This is a genomic window from uncultured Microbulbifer sp. (assembly GCF_913055755.1).
Lineage (GTDB): Bacteria > Pseudomonadota > Gammaproteobacteria > Pseudomonadales > Cellvibrionaceae > Microbulbifer.
Genome location: NZ_CAJXKH010000020.1, coordinates 15385 through 37441, shown reverse-complemented (window position 1 = coordinate 37441; position 22057 = coordinate 15385). Strand labels below are relative to the sequence as shown.

Annotated in this window: 18 protein-coding genes; 6 read left to right on the top strand and 12 right to left on the bottom strand. The window is 60.6% G+C overall.

Annotated features, from left to right (window positions below):
* Window positions 1-47: 47 nt before the first annotated feature.
* Window positions 48-443 (bottom strand): hypothetical protein, encoded by a 396-nt coding sequence (locus QZ511_RS05645; protein ID WP_295800237.1) that lies wholly within the window; start codon window positions 441-443, stop codon window positions 48-50.
* Between the two features lie 99 nt (window positions 444-542).
* Complete coding sequence (locus tag QZ511_RS05640) at window positions 543-1691, bottom strand: GNAT family N-acetyltransferase/peptidase C39 family protein (RefSeq protein ID WP_295800233.1); 1149 nt, start codon at window positions 1689-1691, stop codon at window positions 543-545.
* A gap of 199 nt (window positions 1692-1890) precedes the next feature.
* Here QZ511_RS05640 and QZ511_RS05635 point away from each other — a divergent pair, with 199 nt between their 5' ends.
* Window positions 1891-3363 (top strand): RimK family protein, encoded by a 1473-nt coding sequence (locus QZ511_RS05635; RefSeq protein WP_295800231.1) that lies wholly within the window; start codon window positions 1891-1893, stop codon window positions 3361-3363.
* 28 nt (window positions 3364-3391) lie between these two features.
* On the opposite strand, the gene QZ511_RS05630 is transcribed toward QZ511_RS05635, so the two are convergent.
* Window positions 3392-4273 carry a LysR family transcriptional regulator gene (locus tag QZ511_RS05630; RefSeq protein ID WP_295800229.1) on the bottom strand — a complete coding sequence of 294 codons (882 nt, stop codon included), beginning with the start codon at window positions 4271-4273 and terminating at the stop codon, window positions 3392-3394.
* A 125-nt stretch (window positions 4274-4398) separates the two neighbouring features.
* On the opposite strand from QZ511_RS05630, the gene QZ511_RS05625 reads away from it, so the two are divergent.
* Window positions 4399-5175 carry a ferredoxin--NADP reductase gene (locus tag QZ511_RS05625; protein WP_295800228.1) on the top strand — a complete coding sequence of 259 codons (777 nt, stop codon included), beginning with the start codon at window positions 4399-4401 and terminating at the stop codon, window positions 5173-5175.
* Between the two features lie 107 nt (window positions 5176-5282).
* On the opposite strand, the gene QZ511_RS05620 is transcribed toward QZ511_RS05625, so the two are convergent.
* From QZ511_RS05620 to QZ511_RS05580, 9 genes are all read right to left on the bottom strand, one after another.
* Complete coding sequence (locus QZ511_RS05620; protein WP_295800225.1) at window positions 5283-7007, bottom strand: hypothetical protein; 1725 nt, start codon at window positions 7005-7007, stop codon at window positions 5283-5285.
* Complete coding sequence (locus QZ511_RS05615; protein ID WP_295800222.1) at window positions 7004-9232, bottom strand: hypothetical protein; 2229 nt, start codon at window positions 9230-9232, stop codon at window positions 7004-7006. Before QZ511_RS05615 ends, QZ511_RS05620 begins: the two co-directional genes overlap by 4 nt.
* Window positions 9222-10451 carry a BatA domain-containing protein gene (locus tag QZ511_RS05610; protein ID WP_295800219.1) on the bottom strand — a complete coding sequence of 410 codons (1230 nt, stop codon included), beginning with the start codon at window positions 10449-10451 and terminating at the stop codon, window positions 9222-9224. The genes QZ511_RS05615 and QZ511_RS05610 overlap by 11 nt, the downstream gene beginning before the upstream one ends.
* 1 nt (window position 10452) lies before the next feature.
* Window positions 10453-11352, bottom strand: coding sequence for a DUF58 domain-containing protein (locus tag QZ511_RS05605; RefSeq protein ID WP_295800217.1), 900 nt, complete (start codon window positions 11350-11352; stop codon window positions 10453-10455).
* An 18-nt stretch (window positions 11353-11370) separates the two neighbouring features.
* The gene (locus QZ511_RS05600) at window positions 11371-12381 is read right to left on the bottom strand and encodes a MoxR family ATPase (protein ID WP_295800214.1); all 1011 of its coding nucleotides are present in this window, start codon (window positions 12379-12381) and stop codon (window positions 11371-11373) included.
* A 36-nt stretch (window positions 12382-12417) separates the two neighbouring features.
* Complete coding sequence (locus QZ511_RS05595) at window positions 12418-13131, bottom strand: DUF4159 domain-containing protein (protein ID WP_295800212.1); 714 nt, start codon at window positions 13129-13131, stop codon at window positions 12418-12420.
* A 221-nt stretch (window positions 13132-13352) separates the two neighbouring features.
* Window positions 13353-14984: a TldD/PmbA family protein gene (locus QZ511_RS05590; protein ID WP_295800207.1), complete on the bottom strand. Its 1632-nt coding sequence runs from the start codon at window positions 14982-14984 to the stop codon at window positions 13353-13355.
* Window positions 14985-15011: 27 nt separating this feature from the next.
* On the bottom strand, window positions 15012-16343 hold the full coding sequence (locus tag QZ511_RS05585; RefSeq protein ID WP_295800206.1) for a TldD/PmbA family protein: 1332 nt from the start codon (window positions 16341-16343) through the stop codon (window positions 15012-15014).
* A gap of 30 nt (window positions 16344-16373) precedes the next feature.
* The gene (locus QZ511_RS05580) at window positions 16374-18005 is read right to left on the bottom strand and encodes a TldD/PmbA family protein (protein WP_295800203.1); all 1632 of its coding nucleotides are present in this window, start codon (window positions 18003-18005) and stop codon (window positions 16374-16376) included.
* A 385-nt stretch (window positions 18006-18390) separates the two neighbouring features.
* Here QZ511_RS05580 and QZ511_RS05575 point away from each other — a divergent pair, with 385 nt between their 5' ends.
* The 4 genes from QZ511_RS05575 to QZ511_RS05560 are packed head-to-tail and all read left to right on the top strand — an operon-like array spanning window position 18391 to window position 21917.
* Window positions 18391-18846: a hypothetical protein gene (locus QZ511_RS05575; RefSeq protein WP_295800200.1), complete on the top strand. Its 456-nt coding sequence runs from the start codon at window positions 18391-18393 to the stop codon at window positions 18844-18846.
* Window positions 18847-18879: 33 nt separating this feature from the next.
* Window positions 18880-19548 (top strand): PspA/IM30 family protein, encoded by a 669-nt coding sequence (locus tag QZ511_RS05570; protein ID WP_295800196.1) that lies wholly within the window; start codon window positions 18880-18882, stop codon window positions 19546-19548.
* Window positions 19548-20207: a YqiJ family protein gene (locus tag QZ511_RS05565; protein WP_295800193.1), complete on the top strand. Its 660-nt coding sequence runs from the start codon at window positions 19548-19550 to the stop codon at window positions 20205-20207. Before QZ511_RS05570 ends, QZ511_RS05565 begins: the two co-directional genes overlap by 1 nt.
* Before the next feature lie 15 nt (window positions 20208-20222).
* The gene (locus tag QZ511_RS05560) at window positions 20223-21917 is read left to right on the top strand and encodes a flotillin domain-containing protein (protein WP_295800191.1); all 1695 of its coding nucleotides are present in this window, start codon (window positions 20223-20225) and stop codon (window positions 21915-21917) included.
* Window positions 21918-22057: the final 140 nt, after the last annotated feature.

Here is a 22057-nt window from a genome sequence, read left to right as displayed (position 1 = left end):
GCAAATTGCAGTAACAATAAAAAAGGCCCTTAAAGGGCCTTTTTTATTCAGATTGCCAGATTCTTGGCAATCGCGTGATCAAGGTTATTGATCCAGTTGTTGTAATTGCGATGGATGGTGTTGCGCCTGGCGTTGTAGTCCAGCAGGTAGCTGTCTTTGTAAACGATGCTGTAGCGGTTGGTATCGAAATTGATTTCTGTTGTGGCGCGGTGCTTTCGCAGAGCCAGGGATGCATCAATTTTTCCCGGTGCCACTTTCTTGCAGGTCCAGCCCTTGTCCATGCAGCCGGCAATAATGCCCTTTGCTACCGATTCCATGGTCTGGGGCTTGCCGTCGAGACGATCCGGCACCGGGCGGTCGAAAACATTCATTACCGGGTGGCTGGTGCAGGCGGTAAGCCACACGGTGCAGATAAGCAGTGAAAATTTGAATAGGCGCAACATCCTGATTTCTCCATGTTCTTGATACATACGCCGCTGCAATTCTGACAAAAGTTGCAGGGCAAAGACAGTTTTATACAAGAACCTTTTACCTTTCCGCGATTATGACGACTCCGCCAGCCCGACCACGATGGCGGTGCGCAGGCGATCCCGCCCGAACATCGACATCGCTGCAAAATCCTCGCGCGCAATCGGCAGGTACTGGCTGTCCAGTGGGTTGTCCTCATCGTCCACGTCCGGGTCGTGGACATAGAAGCACTGCTCATCCATTCCGCTCAGCGTCACCCAGTGGGGTATCTTCTTGCCATCCAGGCGGTAGGTGCTGATCAGCAGCAGCACAAGTGCGCCCTGCTCGAGCCACTGCTGGCACTGGGTCTGGGTAAATTCCCGTTCGATCACCGGCAACCCGGTTGCGGCGGCCGCGTTGCGGAAGTCCGCATCCACCAGCTCGATCACCGTCTTCTTTTCTGCACTGCGCACGCTGTCCACAAACAGCGGACCGGCCTGGTTCAGATACACCTCACACTGGAAGCCGCGTTTTTGCATCGCCAGTGCCAGGCCGATGGGATGGCAGCCACCGTGGCCGGAGGTCATAAAGATGGTGGTGGCTTCCCGCCACAGCGCCAGCTCCTCGCTCGGGCCCGGCTGGTACTCCGGGTCCAGTCCCGTCATGGCCATCATCGCCGCGGCGGGGCCGCAGGTGAAATCTGTGGTCTGGCCGTACCAGGGCACCTCCGCGGTACACAGGTTTTGCGGGCGGTAGCGGATGCGCTTCTGCATGCGCAGCGCCGCGCCTGCATCCTCGTAGTAATTGGCGTAGCTGCCGAAGGTGCGGTAACCGAGCTTCTGGTACAGGGCGATGGCGGCGCTGTTCTGCTCCGCCACTTCCAGGCGCATATACAGGCGGCCACTGCGGCTGCTGGCGTCCTCCGCGGCGGTGAGCAGTGCCTGACCGATACCCTGGCCGCGACCGGCGGGACTCACGGCGAGGGAATACAGTCGCGCCAGCCGGGTACCGCGGCGCAGCAGGACCAGCGCGTAGCCCAGCAGAAGACCATCGCGTTCCGCCACCAGGAATACCCGGTTGTCGGCGCGCACCCAGTGGCGCAGACGGCGCGGGCTCAGGCGGTCGCCGCGGAAGCTGGCCTGTTCCAGTGCTGACAGGGCACTGATGTCGGTCTCGCCGGCGGCGCGCAGGCGCAGGCCGGAGGTGTCCGCAGGGGCGGAATCGTCGGAAAGATCTCGGGACATGGCGGGGTGGATCACCGGGGCAGGGCACCGCAAAGGTACGGCGTGGCAACGTTAGCAAATCGTTCAAAAAAAACCAGATAGCGACACAAAAAATTATTAGGCGGGAGGGCGAAACTCTTCTATCTTTCGCACATTCACCGGGGCCTTCTCCAGGCCCTGTTTTACCGACCTCTTTCCCTCCGAGGCATATCCCGAATCCATGTCGCAGGTCCTGATTGTGATCGACGAGCCCGATGACTGGGCTCCCTACTACCCCAGCGAGCGGGTAATTACCTTTGCCGACTACCTCGCGTTGCCTGCCCGCCAGCAGCGGGTGCGGGTGATCAACCTGTGCGCCAGCTACGATTACCGCGGTGAGGGCTATTACTGCTCGCTATTGGCGGAGGCCCGCAGCCACAACGTGCTGCCGAGCGTGCGTACCCTCAACGACCTGGCGCTGCCGCAGCTGTACAAGTTGCAGATGGCGCAGGCGATGCCGGCGCTGGCGAAACTGCCATCCGCGGAAGCGGGTGCGGAGCGGGTGGTAAAAACCTATTTCGGACGCTGCAGCGATCCGGCACTGCAACCGCTGGCGCGGGCGCTGTTCGACCGCTTTGCCTGCCCGGTACTGGAGATCCACCTGCGCGCCGACCCCCGCTGGGAAATCGTGGAGTTGAAGATCTGCTCCCACCGCGACCTGAGCGAGGCGGAGGAAACCGAGTTCGCCGAGGCGCTGGACAATTTCAGCAACAAGGTCTGGCGCCAGCACAAGAAGGCCAGCAACAGCCGCTACGACCTTGCGATTCTGGTTAACCCGGAGGAGCAGCTGCCGCCGTCGGATGGCGCTGCGATCAAGAAGTTTGTGTCCGCCGGGCGCGAACTGGGGCTGTCGGTGGAACTGATCGGGCCCGGGGACTACATGCGCCTGTCGGAATTCGACGGCCTGTTTATCCGCGAGACCACCGCCATCGACCACCACACCTACCGCTTTGCGAAAAAGGCGGAAGCGGAGGGACTGGTGGTGCTGGATGACCCCACCAGTATCGTGCGCTGCACCAACAAGATCTACCTGGCGGACCTGTTCAATACTCACAAGGTGCCGGCGCCGCGCACCCGCATCCTGCGCCGCGGCGACGAAGAGAGCCTGCAGGTGGCACTGGAAGAGCTGGGCCTGCCGATGGTGGTGAAGATCCCCGACGGCTCTTTCTCCCGCGGGGTGGTGAAGGTAAAGACCGAAGAGGAGTTCCACCAGCAACTGGCAGAGCTGTTTGCGGAATCCAGCCTGCTGCTGGCCCAGGAGTTCCTGTACACGGAGTTCGACTGGCGCATTGGCGTGCTGGACAACAAGCCCCTGTACGCCTGCCGCTACTACATGGCCAAGAACCACTGGCAGATCTACAACCACGGCAGCAAGAAGAATGTCAGCGGCGGTTTCACCACCCTGCCCACGTTCGAGGTGCCCAAGGCCGTGTTGCAGGCCGCGCTCAAGGCCACCAAGCCCATCGGCCGCGGTTTCTACGGTGTGGATGTGAAGGAGTCCGCGGGCAAGGGCTACGTGATCGAGGTGAACGACAACCCCTCCATCGACAGCGGCGTGGAGGACAAATACCTGGGCCGGGAGCTCTACCGCCTGATCCTGCAGGAATTCATCCGCCGCCTGGATGCGCGCCGCGCGGGGCAGGCGGCAGAATAATAGGTAGGCTGGGCGAAATAGAGGGAACTCAGGGCGCCTGTCGGCACAGTTCCAGCCAGCGCTGGATACCGGCACTGCGGTATTTCTGCCGGTGCAGGGCGAAGTAGAATTCGCGGCTGAAGTCCCGCTGTGGCACCGGCAGTTCTATTAACGTGCCCCGTTTGAAGGCGTCGCTGAGGGAGACCCGGGACAGGCAGCTGATGCCGAGCCCGGCCTCCACCGCGCGCTTGATCGCCTCGGTATGCTGCAGTTCCAGGCGGATATTGAGTTCCGGCAGCAGCCCGGCCAGCGCGCGCTCGAAGGTCTGGCGGGTGCCGGAGCCGGTTTCCCGCAGTATCCAGGTGGCCCGACGCAGGTCGTCGTCACTCAGCTTTGCGCGCCCCGCCAGCGGGTGGTCCGGGGCGCAGAACACCACCTGCTCATCGTCGCGCCAGCGGATCATTTCCAGATCCGGGTGATTCAGTTCGCCCTCGATCAGGCCCAGGTCCAGCTCGAAGTTCACGACTCCCTGGGCGATGGCGGAAGTATTGCCCACCTCCAGTTCTACCCGCGCCCCCGGTTGCTCCTCCATATATCGGGCCATGATACCCGCGGCGAGATAATTGCCGATGGTCAGGGTGGCGCCGATCTTCAAGCGGCCCAGGTCGCCGTGGGCCAGCAGTGTCCCCTCCAGTTCCCGCGCCCGCTCCAGCAGTTCCTCGGCCCGCGGCCACAGCTGGCGCCCCAGCTCGTTGAGGCGCAGGCGCTTGCCGGTGCGTTCGAACAGGCGCAGGTCAAACTGCTGTTCGAACTCCTTCAGTGCGGTGGACGCCGCCGACTGCGACATATTGAGACTCTCGGCGGCACGGCTGACATTTTCGTGGTGGGCGCAGGCGAGGAAAACCTCGAGCTGGCGCAGGGAATAGCGCATGAGAATGGCCTGGCGGATAATCAATAAAACAGATAACGAATATCGAAATATCCCATTTTGCCAATAGATATGCCAGCGCTAGAATTCACCCAGCAAAAAGGTCAGGAATAAGTGGTTATATTGTTATGTCGAATTTGAATAAGGAAACGGTGCTCGAAGTCCATCATTGGAATGACACCCTGTTCAGCTTCAAGACCAGTCGCGACCCCGGTTTTCGTTTCGAAAACGGCCACTTCACCATGATTGGCCTCGAGCAGCCCAATGGCCGCCCGCTGTTGCGCGCCTATTCCATCGCCAGCGCCAATTACGAGGACGAGCTGGAGTTTTTCAGCATCAAGGTACCGGACGGCCCGCTGACCTCGCAGCTGCAGAAAATCAAACCCGGCGACGAGATCTTTGTCAGCCGCAAGCCCACCGGAACCCTGGTTGCCGACCACCTGCTGCCGGGCAAGCGCCTGTGGCTGCTGTCTACCGGCACCGGTCTGGCGCCGTTTATGAGCATCATCAAGGATCCGGACGTATACGAGCGCTTCGACCAGGTGATCCTGACCCACGGTGTGCGCTTCCAGTCCGAGCTGGCGTACCAGGATTACATTGAGAAGGAACTGCCGGAGCACGAGTACTTCGGCGAGATGGTCAAACAGGGCCTGCTGTATTACCCCACAGTGACCCGCGAACCCTACCGCAACAACGGCCGCCTCACCGACCTGATGCTGTCCGGCAAGATCTTCAGCGACCTGGGCCTGCCCACGCCGAATGTGGAAGAAGACCGCTTTATGCTGTGCGGCTCGCCGGCAATGCTGAAAGACCTCACCAGGATTCTTGACGACTGGGGCTTCAGGGAAACCCGCGCCGGGGTGCCCCACGAGTATGTGATAGAGCGGGCCTTTGTAGAGAAGTAATCATCCGGTGCCCTGCAATGGCAGGGCACCGGTGAACGGCCAACCCTGTATTGACAGCCACCCTGCGGGTGGTTTTTTTTGTGCCAAATTTTCTGAATGATTTTGCTTCAGCGCAGGTAGATGCGCTCCCGCCACCAGGTGGCTGTCAGTAACGCCAGCAGTACCAGTGCAATCCAGTAGCGCGGAATCGGGCGACCGGATAACTCGATTTTTTCTGCCGTCCCCAGCCTTGCGCTGGCCATTCCCATGGAATCCTGGCGCGCGAGCCGCGTCTGCCATTCGGGCCAGCTGGTTTTATCAAAAACATAAAATGCAAAACCGTCATCGCTCTCGTGCCAACCGGATTGCTGTGGCCAGAAATCGTAACACTGCCCGGATGTGTCAGTGTTTGCTCGCGCAGTGGGCAGCGGACGTTTATCCGGGTTGGCATTTTCAATGGCTAGTGAAAATAACTCCGGTGGCTGTGACGCAGAAAAATCACCGCTGCAAATGGTTGTACGCTGGTGTGTCCGGGGTAGCGGGGCGCGCATGCGGGTAGCGGCTTCGGTGCCGCGCCAGGCGAGCTGCTGGCGAATAATCTGCGACCACAAGTGGGAAAATTCATTGGCGAAGCCGGCAGTCTGCCAGCGATAGCTGTTGTTGAAAAATACAAACCCCAGTGACTGCTGCGGCCGGACGCGGGCCCAGTAAAGATCCCGTGCGCCCACCACTGTGCGCGCGTCCCCGCCAGCCCGTTGTGCCGGCTCAAACGATACCAGTTTCAATTCCGGGATTTCCGTTGGCGCGGATCCGGGTAGGGATTGGTAACTGATACTTGCCGCGGCAGCGCCCCGCAGTTCCATACCCTGTGCACGAGCGTAATCGGCAAAGCCGGTCCCGGAATCATTGTGCACCAGCCACAGCAGGGATTTTTTGCTGGCAAGCGTGCGCAACCGGGTGCGCTGGCGTGGGGATAATTGCGGCCACAGGCGGCTGTCGAGAATCAACAGGTCAAACGGCGTATCCGCGTCCAGGAGCCCGGCCTCGCGCAATTGAAATTCATTGAATGTCTCGGTGCGCACCATTTCCGGTGCCAGTTGTGTCACCACCTGTGCGGGGGTGCCCGACTGCCGCAGCCAGCGCGCCAGAGCGGCGGTCTCGAACCCGGGGCGTGCGGACCACAGCAGCACCGCGGGCCGTTCCGGTGGATGTACTACCAGGGGCAGGACCTCGCTGCGGGGTTCCGCGTCTGTCGTCTCGTCTGTAGCGACTGCGCTTTCTGCGGGCTCGATGCGCACGCGGTATTCCCAGCGCCCCGCAATCCTGGGTCGGTCGCGCAGTACCAGCTGCGGATTTTCTGCCGAGAGAATTCCGCTATCTACCGCATTGCCAAACGGATCCTCGAGGGTCAGGCTGCGGGTGGTGGCTGGGCCTTCCACCAGGCTGATTTCAAGCGCGAGGGTGTCACCGAGAGTGAGTTCCCGGTTCCAGTCGAGAGTCCAGGCTTCGGCATCCCAGTCCGGCGAGAGTGCGAGGCGCACGGGTGGCAGATCGCGCAGGGCGTCGGTAGTGAAGCCGTTACCGGCAACCTCGAGCGCCTGCAGTGCCTGCAGCTGTGTCGGAGAAATTGCAGCGAGCAGTTCTGTCCGTGCCAACGGCTCGCTGTGTAACAGGGCTTTCGTTTCCCGGGGCAACCACAGGGGTGGCTGCGCCAGGAACCACAGCAGGGTCCAGATGGCACCGTGAATCAGCCCCGCGGTCAGTCGCTTTGCGACGCCGGTACGCCGGCGCGCGATCAAAACCAGCGACAGCAAAATGCCCGCGAAGCACAGGAGATTGAACCAGAACATCATCGGCCTTCACCTCCCTGCTGTTGCAACCAGTTGCGATAGGAGGCGCCTTCCTGTGTGAAGCGCGGCAGCGACGGTTGCGGCTGCGGTGGGGGCAGTAACTGATACAACAGTGCGGCCAGTTCGCGACGGCAATTGGCGCACCCGGGCTGTTGCCGGTAGCGCCGCAATTGCTTGGCCAGCTCGACCCGGATCGATGGCTCTTCCCGCAGCGCGGGCAATTGCTGCAGGTCCGCTGCCGCGCTTTCCGCGATCGGCTCTCCACTGCGCAGATTTTTCAGCAGTGCAAGCAGTTGCTGTTGCTCGCTTTCGTCCCGCTGTCCGCTGACCCGGGGCGGGTCTGCCGGTTCGTGTTCGCCGGACAGGCGACGGGATTCGTCCAGTGCCGGCGCCTCGAAGCCCACCCGCTGCAGGTAGATGCGCGAAGCCTGTTGCACTTCCTTGATATACCGCAGGGCGGCGTGTTGGTCCGGGAGAGACGCGCGCGGCTCGACAATGGACAGGTCGCGCCAGGAGCTCCACATGGCATTCAGGGCATTGCGCAGCAGCTCCTTGGTCTCGGGGTCAAACAGCGTTGCGTGTTCCGAGCTGTCGTGCTGGTGGCCGGCAGCGGCAACGACGCCGGCGGAATCACCGAACTGCTGCGTTGCGCCATCATTATCGTGCCCGGAATGGTCAGCGTGCCCGCGGTGCTCTGTTTCACGCTCGGCCCCGCCTTCTGTGTGTTCTTCCGAATGCGCTTCTGCCGCGCCGGATTCTCCGCCGTGCTCCAGTTCCGAATCTTCTTCACCGAGAAAGCGGCCGTAGCGCATACGCAGTAAATTCTGTTCGTACGCCAGTGATTCGGAACGCTTGCGAAATTCGTCTTCGCCGATGTTGTTTTCATCCTCCAGCAGTGCTTCGGTATCGATGATCAGCTGGCGCTGGCTGCGGAAATACTCCGGCAATATTTTTATTGCCATGCCCTCGGTGTCGCTGAGGCCGAAAATTTCCTGCTGGGGCCAGCGTACGATAAAGTGCTGGCTCTTCTGCACATTGGCATCCGGGGCGCGGTTGTCCCTGGACTCCAGATACCAGTAAAGTTCGTCGCCGGGTTCAATCTGGTAGCGCTGCGCCGGAATGCTAAAACGGTAGTGCGCACTGGCCGGCTCACCGCTTGTGACCTGCAACGGAATGCGCTCATTGCGGAAGCGCACATTTTCCCCACTGCCGCTCGCCAGGGTGAGCAGCAGATCGGTCTGCTGCACGCCAAAGTCGTCACTGACCCGGACACTGACATTGAGCGGTGAGGACTGCTTATCGGCGGCCACATTGACCACGGTGACAGTGTCGCGCGGGTAGTCGAAGGAAAATTCTGGCGGCTGGTCGGGGACAATTTCAATATTGTAAATCTCCGGCAGCACGACATATTCGGCGTCCTCGCCAGTACCCCGGGCAGCCAGCAGGCTCAGCTGGTAAAAGTCCGTTTCCCGAAGGGTGCGGGTCAGGTTCCAGCGGCGGCTGGGCAGCGGGTCCACCGGGGAAAATCCGTAATTTTTGCGAGCGGCAACCATCTGCACCCCGAATACCGCGGAATCCAGAGTCAGGTGCCAGGTTCCCTGCGACAGTTCCGCTGCCTTCACGTGCAGGGATTGGCTGTTTGGCGCAAGGCCGGTATAGGGCGGGGGCTCGATATCGGTTACCGCCGCGACAATTGCTCCGCTACCCCCGACACGCGCGCTGCCGTCATCGCCATCCGCGCTCTGCACGGCGGCATTACCTGCGCCGGAAAACTGTTGCAGTGCCACATACAACAGCAGCCCGATACAGGCACCGGTTGCCGCCAGCAGCGGGCTGCGCAAAGGGGTGGGGCGAAAGCCGCGCAGCTTTCCCGCATCACGCAGTGCCCGCAGGGCTTTCGCGGTGCGGCGCCGCTGCAGTTGCACCAGCGCATATGAACGATCATTTACCGGGTCCAGCAGCAGCGCACAGCTATCCTGCAGTTCGGGAAAGTTGGCATCCAGTTTTGCGCACAGCGTTTTCAGCGGTAGACGCCAGTGCCGGTCCAGCAGCGCCGCCACCAGCGAGAAACCTGCCACCGCAAATAGCGGCCAGCTGGGCCAGGCGAGCAACTGACAGGCAGCAAATACAAGTGCCGAGATCGCAAGCGCAAACCAGAAATAGGGCAGCAGGCTGGCGACCCGCCAGCGCCGTGCCACTTGTCGCAACAGGATTGAATCAGTGGACATCGGCACTCGCTCCAGCGTGAACTGATTCGGTGGCCGCCGCTGGCCGGCGCAACAGCACCGCGCCGCGCTCGATCAGTAACAGTAACGCCAGGAGCAGCAGCAAAGCTTGCGTACCCGGCACATTTTCTTCGTTATCGACTTCTGTATCCGCCACCGGAATGCCGGGATTGCTGTCGAGGGACCAATTGCCGCGCGTGCGGTGCTGCAGGGGCCAGTCCTGTGCGCGCCACTGCTGCCAGAGCTGATACGGCAGGTCGGTGCGCTGGAAAAATGCCACGCTGTGCCAGTCGTCCACATAGCGCAACCAGCTGCCGCGACCGAGGGTCAGGGTTTCCAACGGCGGGTCGGATTCGAGGCGGGAGAATACCGGCAGATTTTCTCCCTGTATCCGCTGGTCGGTAATCAACAAGCCTCCCCGCTCGACAAAACTGCGCACGCCGTCGGGTAGAGCACCGGCACCGTCGTAGATCAGCCAGTCGACCTCGGTGGCAGCGGGCAGGGTGTTTTCATCTAATCCCTGCACCGCAAGATCTGTACCCAGTGACTTGCCCAGCTGCTCGATGGCCGCTGGCAGCCACGGCGGGGGGGAGCCAATAATGCCAATCCGCGGCAGTCCATCGGGTGCCGCGAGCGCGTCATTGTGTAGTGTGTTTCTGTGCAGTGTGTTTCTGTGCAGTGCGTGCCACTGCCAGTGCGGGCTCACCCGCAGGGCGTCATGGCCGCTGGGGTTCGTCGAATCCCGCAGCAGGATATGTGCCCGTCGGAACTTTCCCTGGCCTGCCAGGAGCGACAACGCCGACCAGAGATCGGTAGCCTGCGGGGGGGAATCGGCAAAGTGCGCCGGGTGGCGCTGTAGCCACAGCGGGTTTGTAAACTGCGGATGCCGGGTGAGGAATTCTTCCGCCGCCGCGCGCTCAATGCGCGGATCTATCAGCAGGATATCCCCGGTGGGCGGCGCGCCGCGTTGCAGCAGTGGCTGCGCCAGTAGCAGTGCCAGCAGTATGAACAACAGCAGCCGCAGCAGCAGTAGCCATTTGTCGCGCAGTAACAAGCGGTTGAGACGGCGCTGGTGTTTTGCCAGCAACCATTGCGCGGCGGCAAAGGTGATCTCACGTGGTTTGCTGCGGCGTACCAGGTGTATCGCCACGGGAACCGTGAGGGCCAGCAGCAACCACAGCCACTGGGGAGACAGCCACTGCAGGGCGGTATAGCCGGGCATCTCAGCCAATCCTCCCGTGGGCACCGATAAACGCGCGCAGCGACTGCTCCACCGGTGTTTCCACGGTGCTGGTGGTCAGCGGACATTCCCGCGCGGCAAAGCGGGCGCGAAGCCGGCTTTGGGCCGCGGCAAATGCGCGCAGGTATTCCTGTCGCTGTTGTCGCGCGCCCAGTTCGCGGATGCCGCTGCCCTCGGGGTCGAGGATTTTCAGTTCGCCGGTGAACGGAAAGGTCTCTTCTGCCTCCACCAGAATCTGCAGCGGCAGGCAGGGGCGGTTGGCGGCGTGCAGGCGGGCGGCAAACGCGGACTGTGCAGCGCCTTCATGCTGTTCGAAAAAGTCGCTCACCAGCACCACCTGGCAGGGCTGTTCGAAATACTGCCACACCGCGGCGAGCCGGGACTCGTCCGGCCAGTGACCATGGGCTTCGAGTTGCTCCAGTTCCAGCGCAATGCGCCGGTGATGGCTTTCACCCTGGCCCTCCGGCACGCGCCGGATGCCGGCATCGTTCAGCGCCAGCAGGGAGAAGCGGTCGCCCTGGCGGTACAGCAGCCAGCACAGTGTGGCGATCCAGCATTTGGCATACTGCAGTTTGCGAAGCGCCGGATAGGTAAAACTGGGCTGCTGCATCGAGGCACTGGTATCCAGCACGATACACACATGCATCTGGCTCTCCTGATCTGCTTCGCGCACGTAGTAGCGGTCCGAGCGGGCATACAGCTTCCAGTCGATATTGCGAATGGAATCGCCGGGTTCGTAGCTGCGGTACTGCTGGAACTCAACGCCGGCGCCGCGACGCTGGCTGTGTTGCACACCCAGCAACATGCCTTCGGCGATATGCCGCGAAAGCCACGCCAGGTCGCGGGTTGCCGCCAGCGTCAGGGGATCGATCAGTTGTTGCACTGCCAGACTCCGCGGTGATCAGTCTTTGCCGGGTTCCGGCACTGCACGTACCAGTTCGTCGATCACCTGCTGCACGGTGACGCCGTCCGCCTGGGCGTGGAAGCTGAGCAGAATGCGATGGCGCAGTACCGGCAACAGCAGTGCCTGGATATCCGCGCGGGTAACCGCGAGGCGCTGCTGCAGGAAGGCGCGGGCCTTGGCTGCCAGAATCAGAGCCTGGCCGGCGCGGGGCCCGGCACCCCACTTGATCCACTGCCCCGGCTGCGCCGCGGCATTGTCTCCGGCGCGGGTGGCGCGTACCAGTTGCGCGACATAGTGGTAAAGATCATCGCTGACCGAAACTTCGCGCACCAGTTTCTGCAGTGCCTGCAACTGCGCGGCGTCAAGGCAGGGCTGTGGTTTTTCTGGCGCGCCGCCGGTGGTCGCGCGCAGAATTGCCACCTCTTCCTGCTCCTGTGGATAGTCGATGTGGATATTCAGCAGAAAGCGGTCCAGCTGCGCCTCCGGCAGCGGGTAGGTACCGGCCTGCTCGATGGGGTTCTGGGTGGCGAGTACAAAGTAGGGGTCCGGCAGCGCCATGGTTTCGCCCGCCACCGTCACCGAATATTCCTGCATGGATTCCAGCAGCGCGGCCTGGGTCTTGGGCGGTGTGCGGTTGATTTCATCTGCCAGCAGAATATTGGTGAATATCGGCCCCGCCTGGAATTTGAAAAACCGCTTCCCGGTTGAGTGGTCCTCTTCCAGTATTTCACTGCCGAGAATATCCCCGGGCATCAGGTCCGGCGTGAACTGCACCCGCTTGAATGCCAGGCTGGAGGCATCCGCCAGGGTTTTCACCAGCAGTGTCTTGCCCAGCCCCGGTACCCCTTCGAGCAGCGCATGGCCTTTCGCCAGCAGGCAGATCAGCATCTGTTCCACCACATCCTGCTGGCCGACAATCACCTTGCCGATTTCGGTGCGCAGTTGTGCCAGCGCCTGCTGCTGTTGTTCGATCATCTGTTCGGTCTTGTCTGGTGTCGTGGTGTGCATGTCAGTTCAGCCAGTCTGTGCTCGGATATTTGGTGCTCAGGAAGTCAGTGCGTAGATAACGATATTGACCGCAAACTTGGTATTGTCGATCGCAAGCCAGCGCTTGTTGCGATAGTCGTAGTCCCACTCGCAGCCAAAATCCTTGTTGCTGTAGAGGACCGCAATGCGGCCATTGACCATTATGGCCTTTAGGTAATCGTGTACCAGGTCGTCACCCCAGCCATTCAGTTCGAAACTGGTGACCGGCAGCTCGTCGAACTCGAAAAAACAGCGGTACAGGTCGTGGTCTTGCGGCAGTTTCTGCAGGCAGTCTTCCCCGAACAGTTTCACCATCTGCGCTTCGAATGACTTGGCGAATAGCCCGTCGATATCGTGATTGCAGTCATCCACGAACACGAATCCGCCGCGATTGACATAGTCACGGAAATTACGCGCTTCCGCTTCGGAGAACTCCACCAGCTTGTGGCCCGCCATATAGCAGAAGGGCGCCAGCAGCATTTTTGTATCGGCAAGGGGCACGATGCGCTCCTTGGGATCCACTTGCAGGCTGGTGTATTCGATCAGTGAATTCAGCACATTGGAGGGCATGCGCTGGTCCACATCCCAGTCGCCGGATTCATACATCAGGCGGGTAAAGTAAAAATCGTAGTGAGGCGCACCGTTACCCTGCGCACGCACTACTCCCGGTAGTGCGAAACCACATCCGGTCAGCAACAGGTGCTGTAGAAATTGTTTGCGGGTAAAAGACACGGGTACTGCTCAAAAATGTCCGCGATACATCGATTATTCCGGTGCGATCCACACAGCGAGGCCGGTGGCGGTGGTGCTACCGGGTGTGGCTTTGCGAGACGCGCCGTAAACCCATCCATGGGGGCTCTGCACCGCCATCCATGGCGGTGAAGGTCTCGCAAAGCCACACCCGGCATCACCACCTTCGCGGGTAGCGCGGCACTGTGGTCAGCGCTGCGGAATTAACCGAGCTTGCGTTTGGTGTTTATTACGTTCACCCCGTCAAAGCGCGTGGTGGAACTGCCGTGGGATACCGCACTTACCTGGCTGGGTTGACCCTTGCCATCGAAGAAGGAACCACCCAGGCGATAATCGCGCTTGTCGCAGACCTGTGAACAGGAATTCCAGAATTCCTGGGTATTCGACTGGTAGGCAACGTCCTCCAGCATGCCGGTGATCTTGCCGTCCTCGATCTCATAGAACAGCTGGCCGCCAAACTGGAAGTTGTAGCGCTGCTGGTCGATGGAGAAGGAGCCATCCCCCACGATATAGATGCCTTTTTCCACATCCTTGATCATATCGTCGACGCTCAGCTCTTCCTTGCCCGGCAGCAGGGAAACATTGGCCATGCGCTGGAACTGCACACTGGACCAGCTATCCGCATAGCAGCAGCCGTGGGATTCTTTCTGGCCGAGCATATGGACCTGGTCGCGGATCGCCTGATAATTGGTGAGAACACCTTCTTTCACCAGGTCCCAGCTGCCGGTCTGCACGCCCTCGTCGTCGTAGCCGACGGCGCCCAGTGAACCGGGCTGGACCTTGTCTGCAAACAGGTTGACCTTGTCGCTGCCGTACTTGAATTTGCCACTCTTCCATTTGTCGATGGTGGCGAAGGAGGTGCCCGCGTAATTGGCCTCGTAGCCCAGTACGCGGTCGAGCTCCAGCGGGTGGCCGACGGATTCGTGGATGGTAAGCCACAGGTGCGAGGGGTCCAGCACCAGATCGTACTTGCCCGGCTTGACGGATTTCGCGGTGAGTTTTTCCTGTGCCTGTTGCGCGGCGAGTTTCGCGTCCTCGACCATGTCATAGGAATCGCCGTAGAGCACAGTCTGTGACTGCACCTTGTGTTCGGCGCGCCCGTCCAGGTATTCAAAACCGCGGCCTACCGGCATGCCGAGGCCGTCGCGGGTGCGGAAACCACCGTCCTTCTTGTCCACCGCGGTCACGCTGAACGGCGACCACAGGCGGTGCACATCCTGGTCGATGTAGGAACCGTCGGTGGAGGCGAAATATTTCTGCTCGTTGACCAGGAACAGCATGGAATTGACGAAGCTGGCACCGGCGTCCAGTGCCGCCTTGTTGACTTCCATCAGCAGGTCGACTTTCTCCGCCAGCGGGATGGTCATGGCGTTTTTCTGGATCGGCGTTTTCCAGCTGACTTCCCCGTGGCCTTTTACCGGTGCCAGTTCGACCGGCTCCTGCTGGTACCTGGAGTTGGCCTTGGCGGTGGCCACGGCCTGTGCGGTGGCGCGGGCGATACCGTCGGTGGTCATGTCGTTGGTGGCGGCAAAGCCCCAGGTACCGTTGGCGATCACGCGTACGCCCATACCGATAGACTCGGTATTGACCACGTTCTGTACCTTCATCTCGCGGGTCACCACATACTGGTTCAGGTAGCGACCGATACGCACGTCCGCGTAGGACGCCCCCAGTTTGGTGGCGGTGTTCAGGGCGGCATCGGCGAATTCTTTTTTCACCGCGACATCCATACCGCTCTGGGTCAGCTTGCTTTCTGCAATCACATTGCCGGACAGCGGCAACATGGATGCGCCGACACCGGCGCCGCTCAACTGCAGGAATTTTCTACGGTCCATAATGTGTTCCTCTTTTTCTGCAGTTGATCAAACAGCGTCGGACAGGCTGCTGAAGGTGAAGTCGCGCACTTTCAGCGCCGGGATCATGGCCGGGCCGCCCCACATGCTCACGCGCTCCGGGCGACCCATGTCTTCGATGTTGTTCAGCATGATGACCGGGCTTTCGTTGAAGCGGAAATTCTTGATCGGGTATTTGATCTTGCCGTTCTCGATGTAGAAGGTACCGTCACGGGTAAGGCCGGTGAGCAGCAGCGACTGCGGATCCACCATGCGGATATACCAGGTGCGGGTCACCAGTACGCCGCGGCGGGTTTTCTTGATCAGGTCCGCGGTGGACTTGTCGCCGCCCACCATGATCAGGTTGTTGGGGGAGGGGATCGCGGTACCCTTGGACTGCTCGGCCCAGTAGCGGCTGCAGGGCAGGTTCTGCACCACCCCGTCCTTGATCCAGTCGACCCGCTGCAGCGCCATATGGTCGTCGTCGGACCAGGGCTGTGCCGGCACACTCGGGCTGGAGGGGTCGGAGTAGATATTGACGCGCTTGTCGAACATCTTCTCGCCGGTGCGGTTGCCGCCGCCTTTCTTGCTCATAAAGCTGCGGCCTTCATCGGCGCTGCGCGCGTCGAAGTTGCCCATCATGTAGGCCACCAGGCCGGAAACCGCACTGGGTTCCAGGATCACGGTGTATTTGCCCGGTTCCAGCGCGCGCGCTTCCTGGGACAGCACCGCCTTGTCGATGGCGATGCCGGAGCTGGCCGCGGTATTCATCTTGCCGAAATCGGTCACGTCACTCTGCGCCCAGCCGGAACCCAGGCCGTTTTCGGTGCGCATGGTGACGGTAAAGTTGGCAGAAGTGGCGGCGTGGTAGCCGAACAGGCCGTTGGTGTTGGCCACTGCGGCAAAGGAGCGCGCATCCTCCAGGTAACCGGCGGCAACCACGTCTTTCTTTTTTGCAGCCACGATGGAGTCGGCCGCGGCCTTGGCGCGCTGGTCTGGAGTGATGTCTGCGGTGGACTCGGCGAAGCCGTCCACCGGCATATATTTCTGCTCGCCCAGCAGTGGCATGGATTCCGGGTTGTCCGGCGACAGCTTGGCCAGCTCCTCCGCGCGACGCATGACCTTTTCCAGCGAGGCATCGCTGAATTCGTTGATGGTGGCGATGCCGGATTTTTTGCCGAAACGCGCCTCCACCGCCAGCTCGATATCGTTGACGATACCGCTGGTGGACACGCTGTTGCGTGCGTAGCGGATATTGCCGGTTTCCGCGCCGCTCAGCTGCGCACTTGCGGCTTCCGCCTTGCTGTACTTCAGCACCTTGTCGAGAATTTTCTTGGCTTCACTTCTGGATAAAATTGCCATTTTGTTTGCTCCAAAAATTTATTTTTTTGCTTAGCCGATTTTGCGCTTTGTGTTGATAACGTTGATCTTGTCGAAGCGGCTGGTCGCACAGCCGTGGGAAACCGCGCTTACCTGGCTGGGCTGTCCCTTGCCATCGAAGAAGGTGCCGCCGAGACGATAATCGCTGCTGTCGCAGATAGCGGAACAGGAATTCCAGAATTCCTGGGTATTCGACTGGTAGGCGACATCCTCTACCTGCCCGACAATTTCGCCATCCTTGATTTCGTAGAACAGCTGGCCGCCGAACTGGAAGTTGTAACGCTGCTGGTCGATGGAGTAGGAACCGCGGCCGACGATGTAAATGCCTTTTTCCACGTCGCCGATCATGTCCTTGACCGAGTATTTTTCCTCCCCCGGGGCCAGGGATACGTTGGGCATGCGCTGGAACTGCACGCTGGACCAGCTATCGGCATAGGAGCAACCCTGGGATTCCTTCTGGTCGATCATGTGCACCTGGTCCCGGGTCGCCTGGTAGTTCATCAGAACGCCGTTCTTGATCAGGTCCCAGCGCTTGGCTTTGACGCCTTCGTCGTCGTAGCCGATGGCTCCCAGGGATCCCGGCTGGGTGCGGTCGGCGAAAATATTCACCTTGTCGCTGCCGTACTGGAATTTGCCGCTGCGCCATTTGTCCAGGGTTGCGAAAGACGTGCCGGCGTAGTTGGCCTCATAGCCGAGCACCCGGTCCAGCTCCAGCGGGTGGCCGACGGATTCGTGGATGGTCAGGCGCAGGTGCAGGGGTTCGAGCACCAGATCGTACTTGCCGGGTTCAATGGATTTGGCCGACAGCTTGGCTTTTGCCTGTTCCGCTGCGAGCGCGGCGTCCTCGACCATATCGTAGGAGTTCTTGTACAGGGTGGTGGGACCGGAAATCTTGTCCTCGTCGCGCCCCGCGAGATATTCGAAGCCCATACCCACCGGTGTGCTCAGGCCCTCGCGGGTCTTGAACTGCCCGCTGTCCTTGTCCACCACCGTGACCTGCATCGGCGCCCACAGGCGGTGCACATCCTGATCGATATAGGAGCCGTCGCTGGAGGCGAAGTACTTCTGCTCGTTCACCAGGTACAGGGCCGAGTTGATAAAACTGGCCCCGGCCTTCAGCGCCGCGTTGTTGACGTCCATCAGGAAGTCCACCTTCTCGCTGATGGGCACTTCGATGGCATTCTTCTGGATTGGCGTCTGCCAGGAAACCTCACCGACGCCTTTCACCGGCGCCAGCTGCACCGGCTCGGTCTGGTATCTGGCGTTGGCCTTGGCCACCGCAACCGCCTGGTGGGCCGCCTTGGCGATGCCGTCCGCGGTCAGGTCATTGGTGGCCGCAAAACCCCAGGTGCCGTTGGCGATCACGCGGATACCGGCGCCGAAGGATTCGGTGTTCACGATATTCTCGACGTTGGTTTCGCGGGTGATGACGAACTGGTTGAGGTAGCGGCCGATGCGCACATCGGTATAGGAAGCGCCGGCCTTGCGTGCGGCGTTGAGGACGATATCGGCGAGGCGTTTCTTCTGGCCCACGTCCATACCGTTGCTGGCGAGTTGCTCGGCGGAAACGGCCACCCCGGTTACCGGCAGCAGGATACCGCTGGCACCGACGCCGGCGAGCTTGATGAAATTGCGTCTGTCCATTGTCCTCCCCGGACTTCCGGTATGCTCACCCACCGGATAAGTGGGGGCGTCGGAAGACTGTTTATTGTTATTGCCGCCGGATCGCGGCGGGTAAGCCCTACAGGTAATCGCGCGCGGGACATTTTGTAAAGCGACAAGTCGTTGAATGGACATCTGGTGCGGCTGAATGGTTGTGCGCACCAGGTCGCGATTGGCCCCACAACCGGTGCAATTTTGGTGCCTTTGCGGGCAAGTGGCGGGAGATACGGCAACAAACCGTCTGTTAGGTGGTGACTTTGCTGTCATTGCGGGCGGTTTTGTCGCCAAAACATCGGTGTAAGCGCTTGTAATTGACCCCCCGGGAAAGCGTGTGTACTTTTGTATACATCGCTAGACAGGGAATGCCATGCTCAACAAAACCCAATCCATTTCGGCGCGACTTTCAGCGGATGATTACGCCTACCTCATGTCCATCGACCGCAACGGCGCCGTCACCCAGAGCGAAAAGATCCGCGAGCTGATCGCCATGGCGCGGGAATCCGTGGGCGTGGAGAGCTTTCCCCGCGCATATATCGCCTCCGGCGAAACCATGCTGCCGATCAAGGCCCGCTACGCGGATGAAAACCACCGCAGCCTGCTGGTGGAGGCGCTACTGGAAATCGTCACCGAAGGTGCCGCGGCGATACAGGTCTGCGCCGACCAGGAAGACTTCGCTCCGGCGCTGGAGCAGAAATTATTGCCCGCGGCGGAAGCCTTCCTGGAGAAGATTTTGTTGCTGGCGGTGCAACAGGATCCCCGGGTAATCGATCCCAAAGTCAAACAAAAAATCCAGCAGCGGCTCGACGGTCTCCTGAACCGCTAACCGACAAACGACAGTAGAGAAAGGAAGGAAAAAATGAAAGAAGGACTGATCAAACGTATCTCCCGCATCATATCCGCCTCCGCCAATGCGGTTGTCGACGCGGTGGAAAGCGCTTCACCACAACTGGTGATGGAGCAGGCCATCCGCGAAATCGACGACGCCATTGTCGAGGTGCGCGATCAACTGGGCAAGGCGGAAGCAGCCAAGTACCTGAGCAGCAAAACCCTCAACGATGAAAACAGCCGTCATGCGGCGCTGAGTGAGCAGATTGAAGTCGCAGTGCAGCAGGAGCGCGACGATCTGGCGGAAGCGGCCATCGCCAAGCAGATGGATATCGAAGCGCAGATTCCGGTACTGGAAAAAGCCATCGCCGAAACCGACCAGGAGATCAGCGAACTCAATGCCTACATCAGCGCACTACAGGGCAAGAAGCGCGAAATGCGCGAACAGCTGAAGGAATTCATCAAGGCCAGCGAACACATCAGCAATGGCACCACCGGCGAACAGAAAGGCAACAGTCGAGCCACCGCAGACAAGGTCGACCAGGCCACGGGTGCCTTCAATCGTATTCTCGAGGGTGCCGGCGTGCCCACTTCTGAATCCAGTGCCGATGCCAGCAAGCTGGCGGAGCTGGAAGACCTGGCGCGCAGTAACCGCATCAAGGAACGGCTGGCGAAAATCAAATCCCAGACGGAGGCCTGATGGCTTTTCTGCTGCAAGACGGCAACCAGCTGTTTACCGGCGCGCTGGTACTGATGCTGATGATTGCCGTACTCGAAGGGGTAATGACCCTGATCGGCGTCGGTATCTCGGACATGCTGGACAACCTGCTGCCGGATATGGATATCGATCTGGATACGCCGGATACCGAGCCCGGTGGTGTGCTCACCAAGTTGCTTGGCTGGTTGCGCTTTGGCGAAGTACCGGCGCTGATCCTGCTGGTGGCATTTCTGGTGAGTTTCGGGGTCTGCGGTCTGCTGATCCAGATGTTTGTGGACGAGCTGTTCGGCAAGCTGCTACCGGGTTGGCTGCTGGCGGTTCCGGTATTCATGCTGGCGCTGCCGCAGGTGCGGTTTGTCGGCAACCTGCTGCGCAAGTTTGCGGTGGGGGATGAAACCGAATCCGTGGGCCGCAGTACATTTATCGGTCGCGTCGGGGTTATCACCGTTGGTGAGGCCGCGGCGGGCTCGCCGGCGGAGGCGCGTTTCAGTGACGAATTTGGTACCACCCACTACGTGATGGTGGAGCCGGATGATGGGGAAACCTTTACACAGGGACAGCAGGTGCTGCTGGTGGAAGAGCGCGGAGCCAATTTCCGCGTGATCAAGCCCACCAACAAGCACCTGACGGAAAACAATTAAATTGGAGATACAGTAGTGATTCAGAATCTTTCCAGCATCGCGATCATGGCGGGGTCCGTACTCGTCGGCCTGATCGTCATCGGTACCATTTTTGCGCGGCTGTATACCCGCGCCTCCAAAGAGCGCTCTTTCGTACGCACCGGTATGGGCGGGCAGAAAGTCATCATGAACGGTGGCGCGCTGGTACTGCCGGTGCTGCACGAAATCATTCCGGTAAACATGAACACCCTGCGCCTCGCGGTTTCCCGCAAGGAGCACCAGGCGCTGATCACCAAGGACCGCATGCGCGTGGATGTACTGGCGGAATTTTATCTGCGGGTTAAACCGGATACCGATGCCATTGCCAATGCGGCGCAGACCCTGGGTATCCGCACCCTGGATCCGGAAGCGCTGAAAGACATGATCGAGGGCAAGTTTGTCGACGCCCTGCGCTCGGTGGCCGCGGAAATGCAGATGGCAGAACTGCACGAACAGCGCAGCCAGTTCGTACAGAAAGTGCAGCAGGTGGTGTCGGAAGACCTGTTGAAGAACGGTCTCGAGCTGGAATCCGTGTCCCTGACCGGTCTCGACCAGACCCACAAGGAGTTCTTCAACCAGGACAACGTGTTCGATGCGGAAGGTCTCGCCAGCATGACCCGCTCCATCGAAGCGCGCCGCAAGGAAGTGAACGACGTCGAGCAGGAAACCCGGGTCCAGATCGAGACCAAAAACCTGGAAGCCGAGCGCCAGCGTCTCGAGATCGAAAAAGAAAAGCGCTACGCCTATCTGGAGCAGCAGCGCGAACTGGAAAACCGCGAAGCGGCCCAGAAAGCGGATATGGCGAAAGAAACCGCCGCGCAGGAGCGCGCCGCACGCCAGGCAGAAATTGAAGCCGAGCGCGAAATCGACCAGTCCCGCATCGCCGCCGAGCAGGCCACCCGCCTGCTGGAAATCGAAAAAGAAAAACGGTTGCAGGAGCAGGAAATCGAGCGCGAGCGAATTCTCGACGAGCAGCGCATTTCCAAACAGAAATCCGTCGAGATTGCCGAACAGGAACGCGCGATTGCGGTAGCGGAAAAATCCAAGGAACAGTCCGTCGCCGACCAGCAGGCCAACGTCGCCCGCGCCGAAGCGGTGAAGGCGGAGGAACAGGTGCGCACCGCCCAGGACGTGGAAGTGGCCGAGCGTGACAAGCGCATCGAGATCATCGAGGCGGAAAAAGAGGCCGAGCGCCAGGCCACCTCGATCAAGGTTGCGGCGGAAGCGGAAAAGGCCGCGGCGGAAGACAAGGCCGAGGCCCTGCGCCTGCAGGCCTCTGCGGAAGCCGAAGCGGTGCGGATCAAGGTCGAGGCCGACCGTGAGAAGTACGCGGTGGACGCGGAAGGCCAGCGCCTGATGAACGAGGCCATGAACAGCCTCAGCGATGCGCAGATCGCCCTCAAGCGGGTACTCAGCCTGCACGAAAGCCTGCCGAACATTGTGCGCGAGAGCGTGCGTCCGCTGGAGAACATCGAGGGCATGAAGATCATTTCGGTGGAAGGTCTGAACGGGCTCGATGGTCGTGCCAGTGGCGGCATCCTCGACAGCGATGGCGAATCCAAGAGCCAGAGCCTGCCGGAAGCACTGGTTGGCAGCGCTCTCAAGCACCGTGCCATGGCGCCGCTGGTGGATTCCCTACTTAAGGAAGCCGGCGTCGGCGACCTGTCCAAGGTCGCGGAAACCGAAGCCTGACCACTCCCTTGTTCCGGGTCACGCTGTGGGCCCGGAACCCTCCCTGCCGCCGTAGATTGGCACCCAACCCCACCTATCGGTCACCTCTTTACCGGTCAATTGCCCCTATCGGGCCTATTACTTTAGGGCCGTTTTCGCAG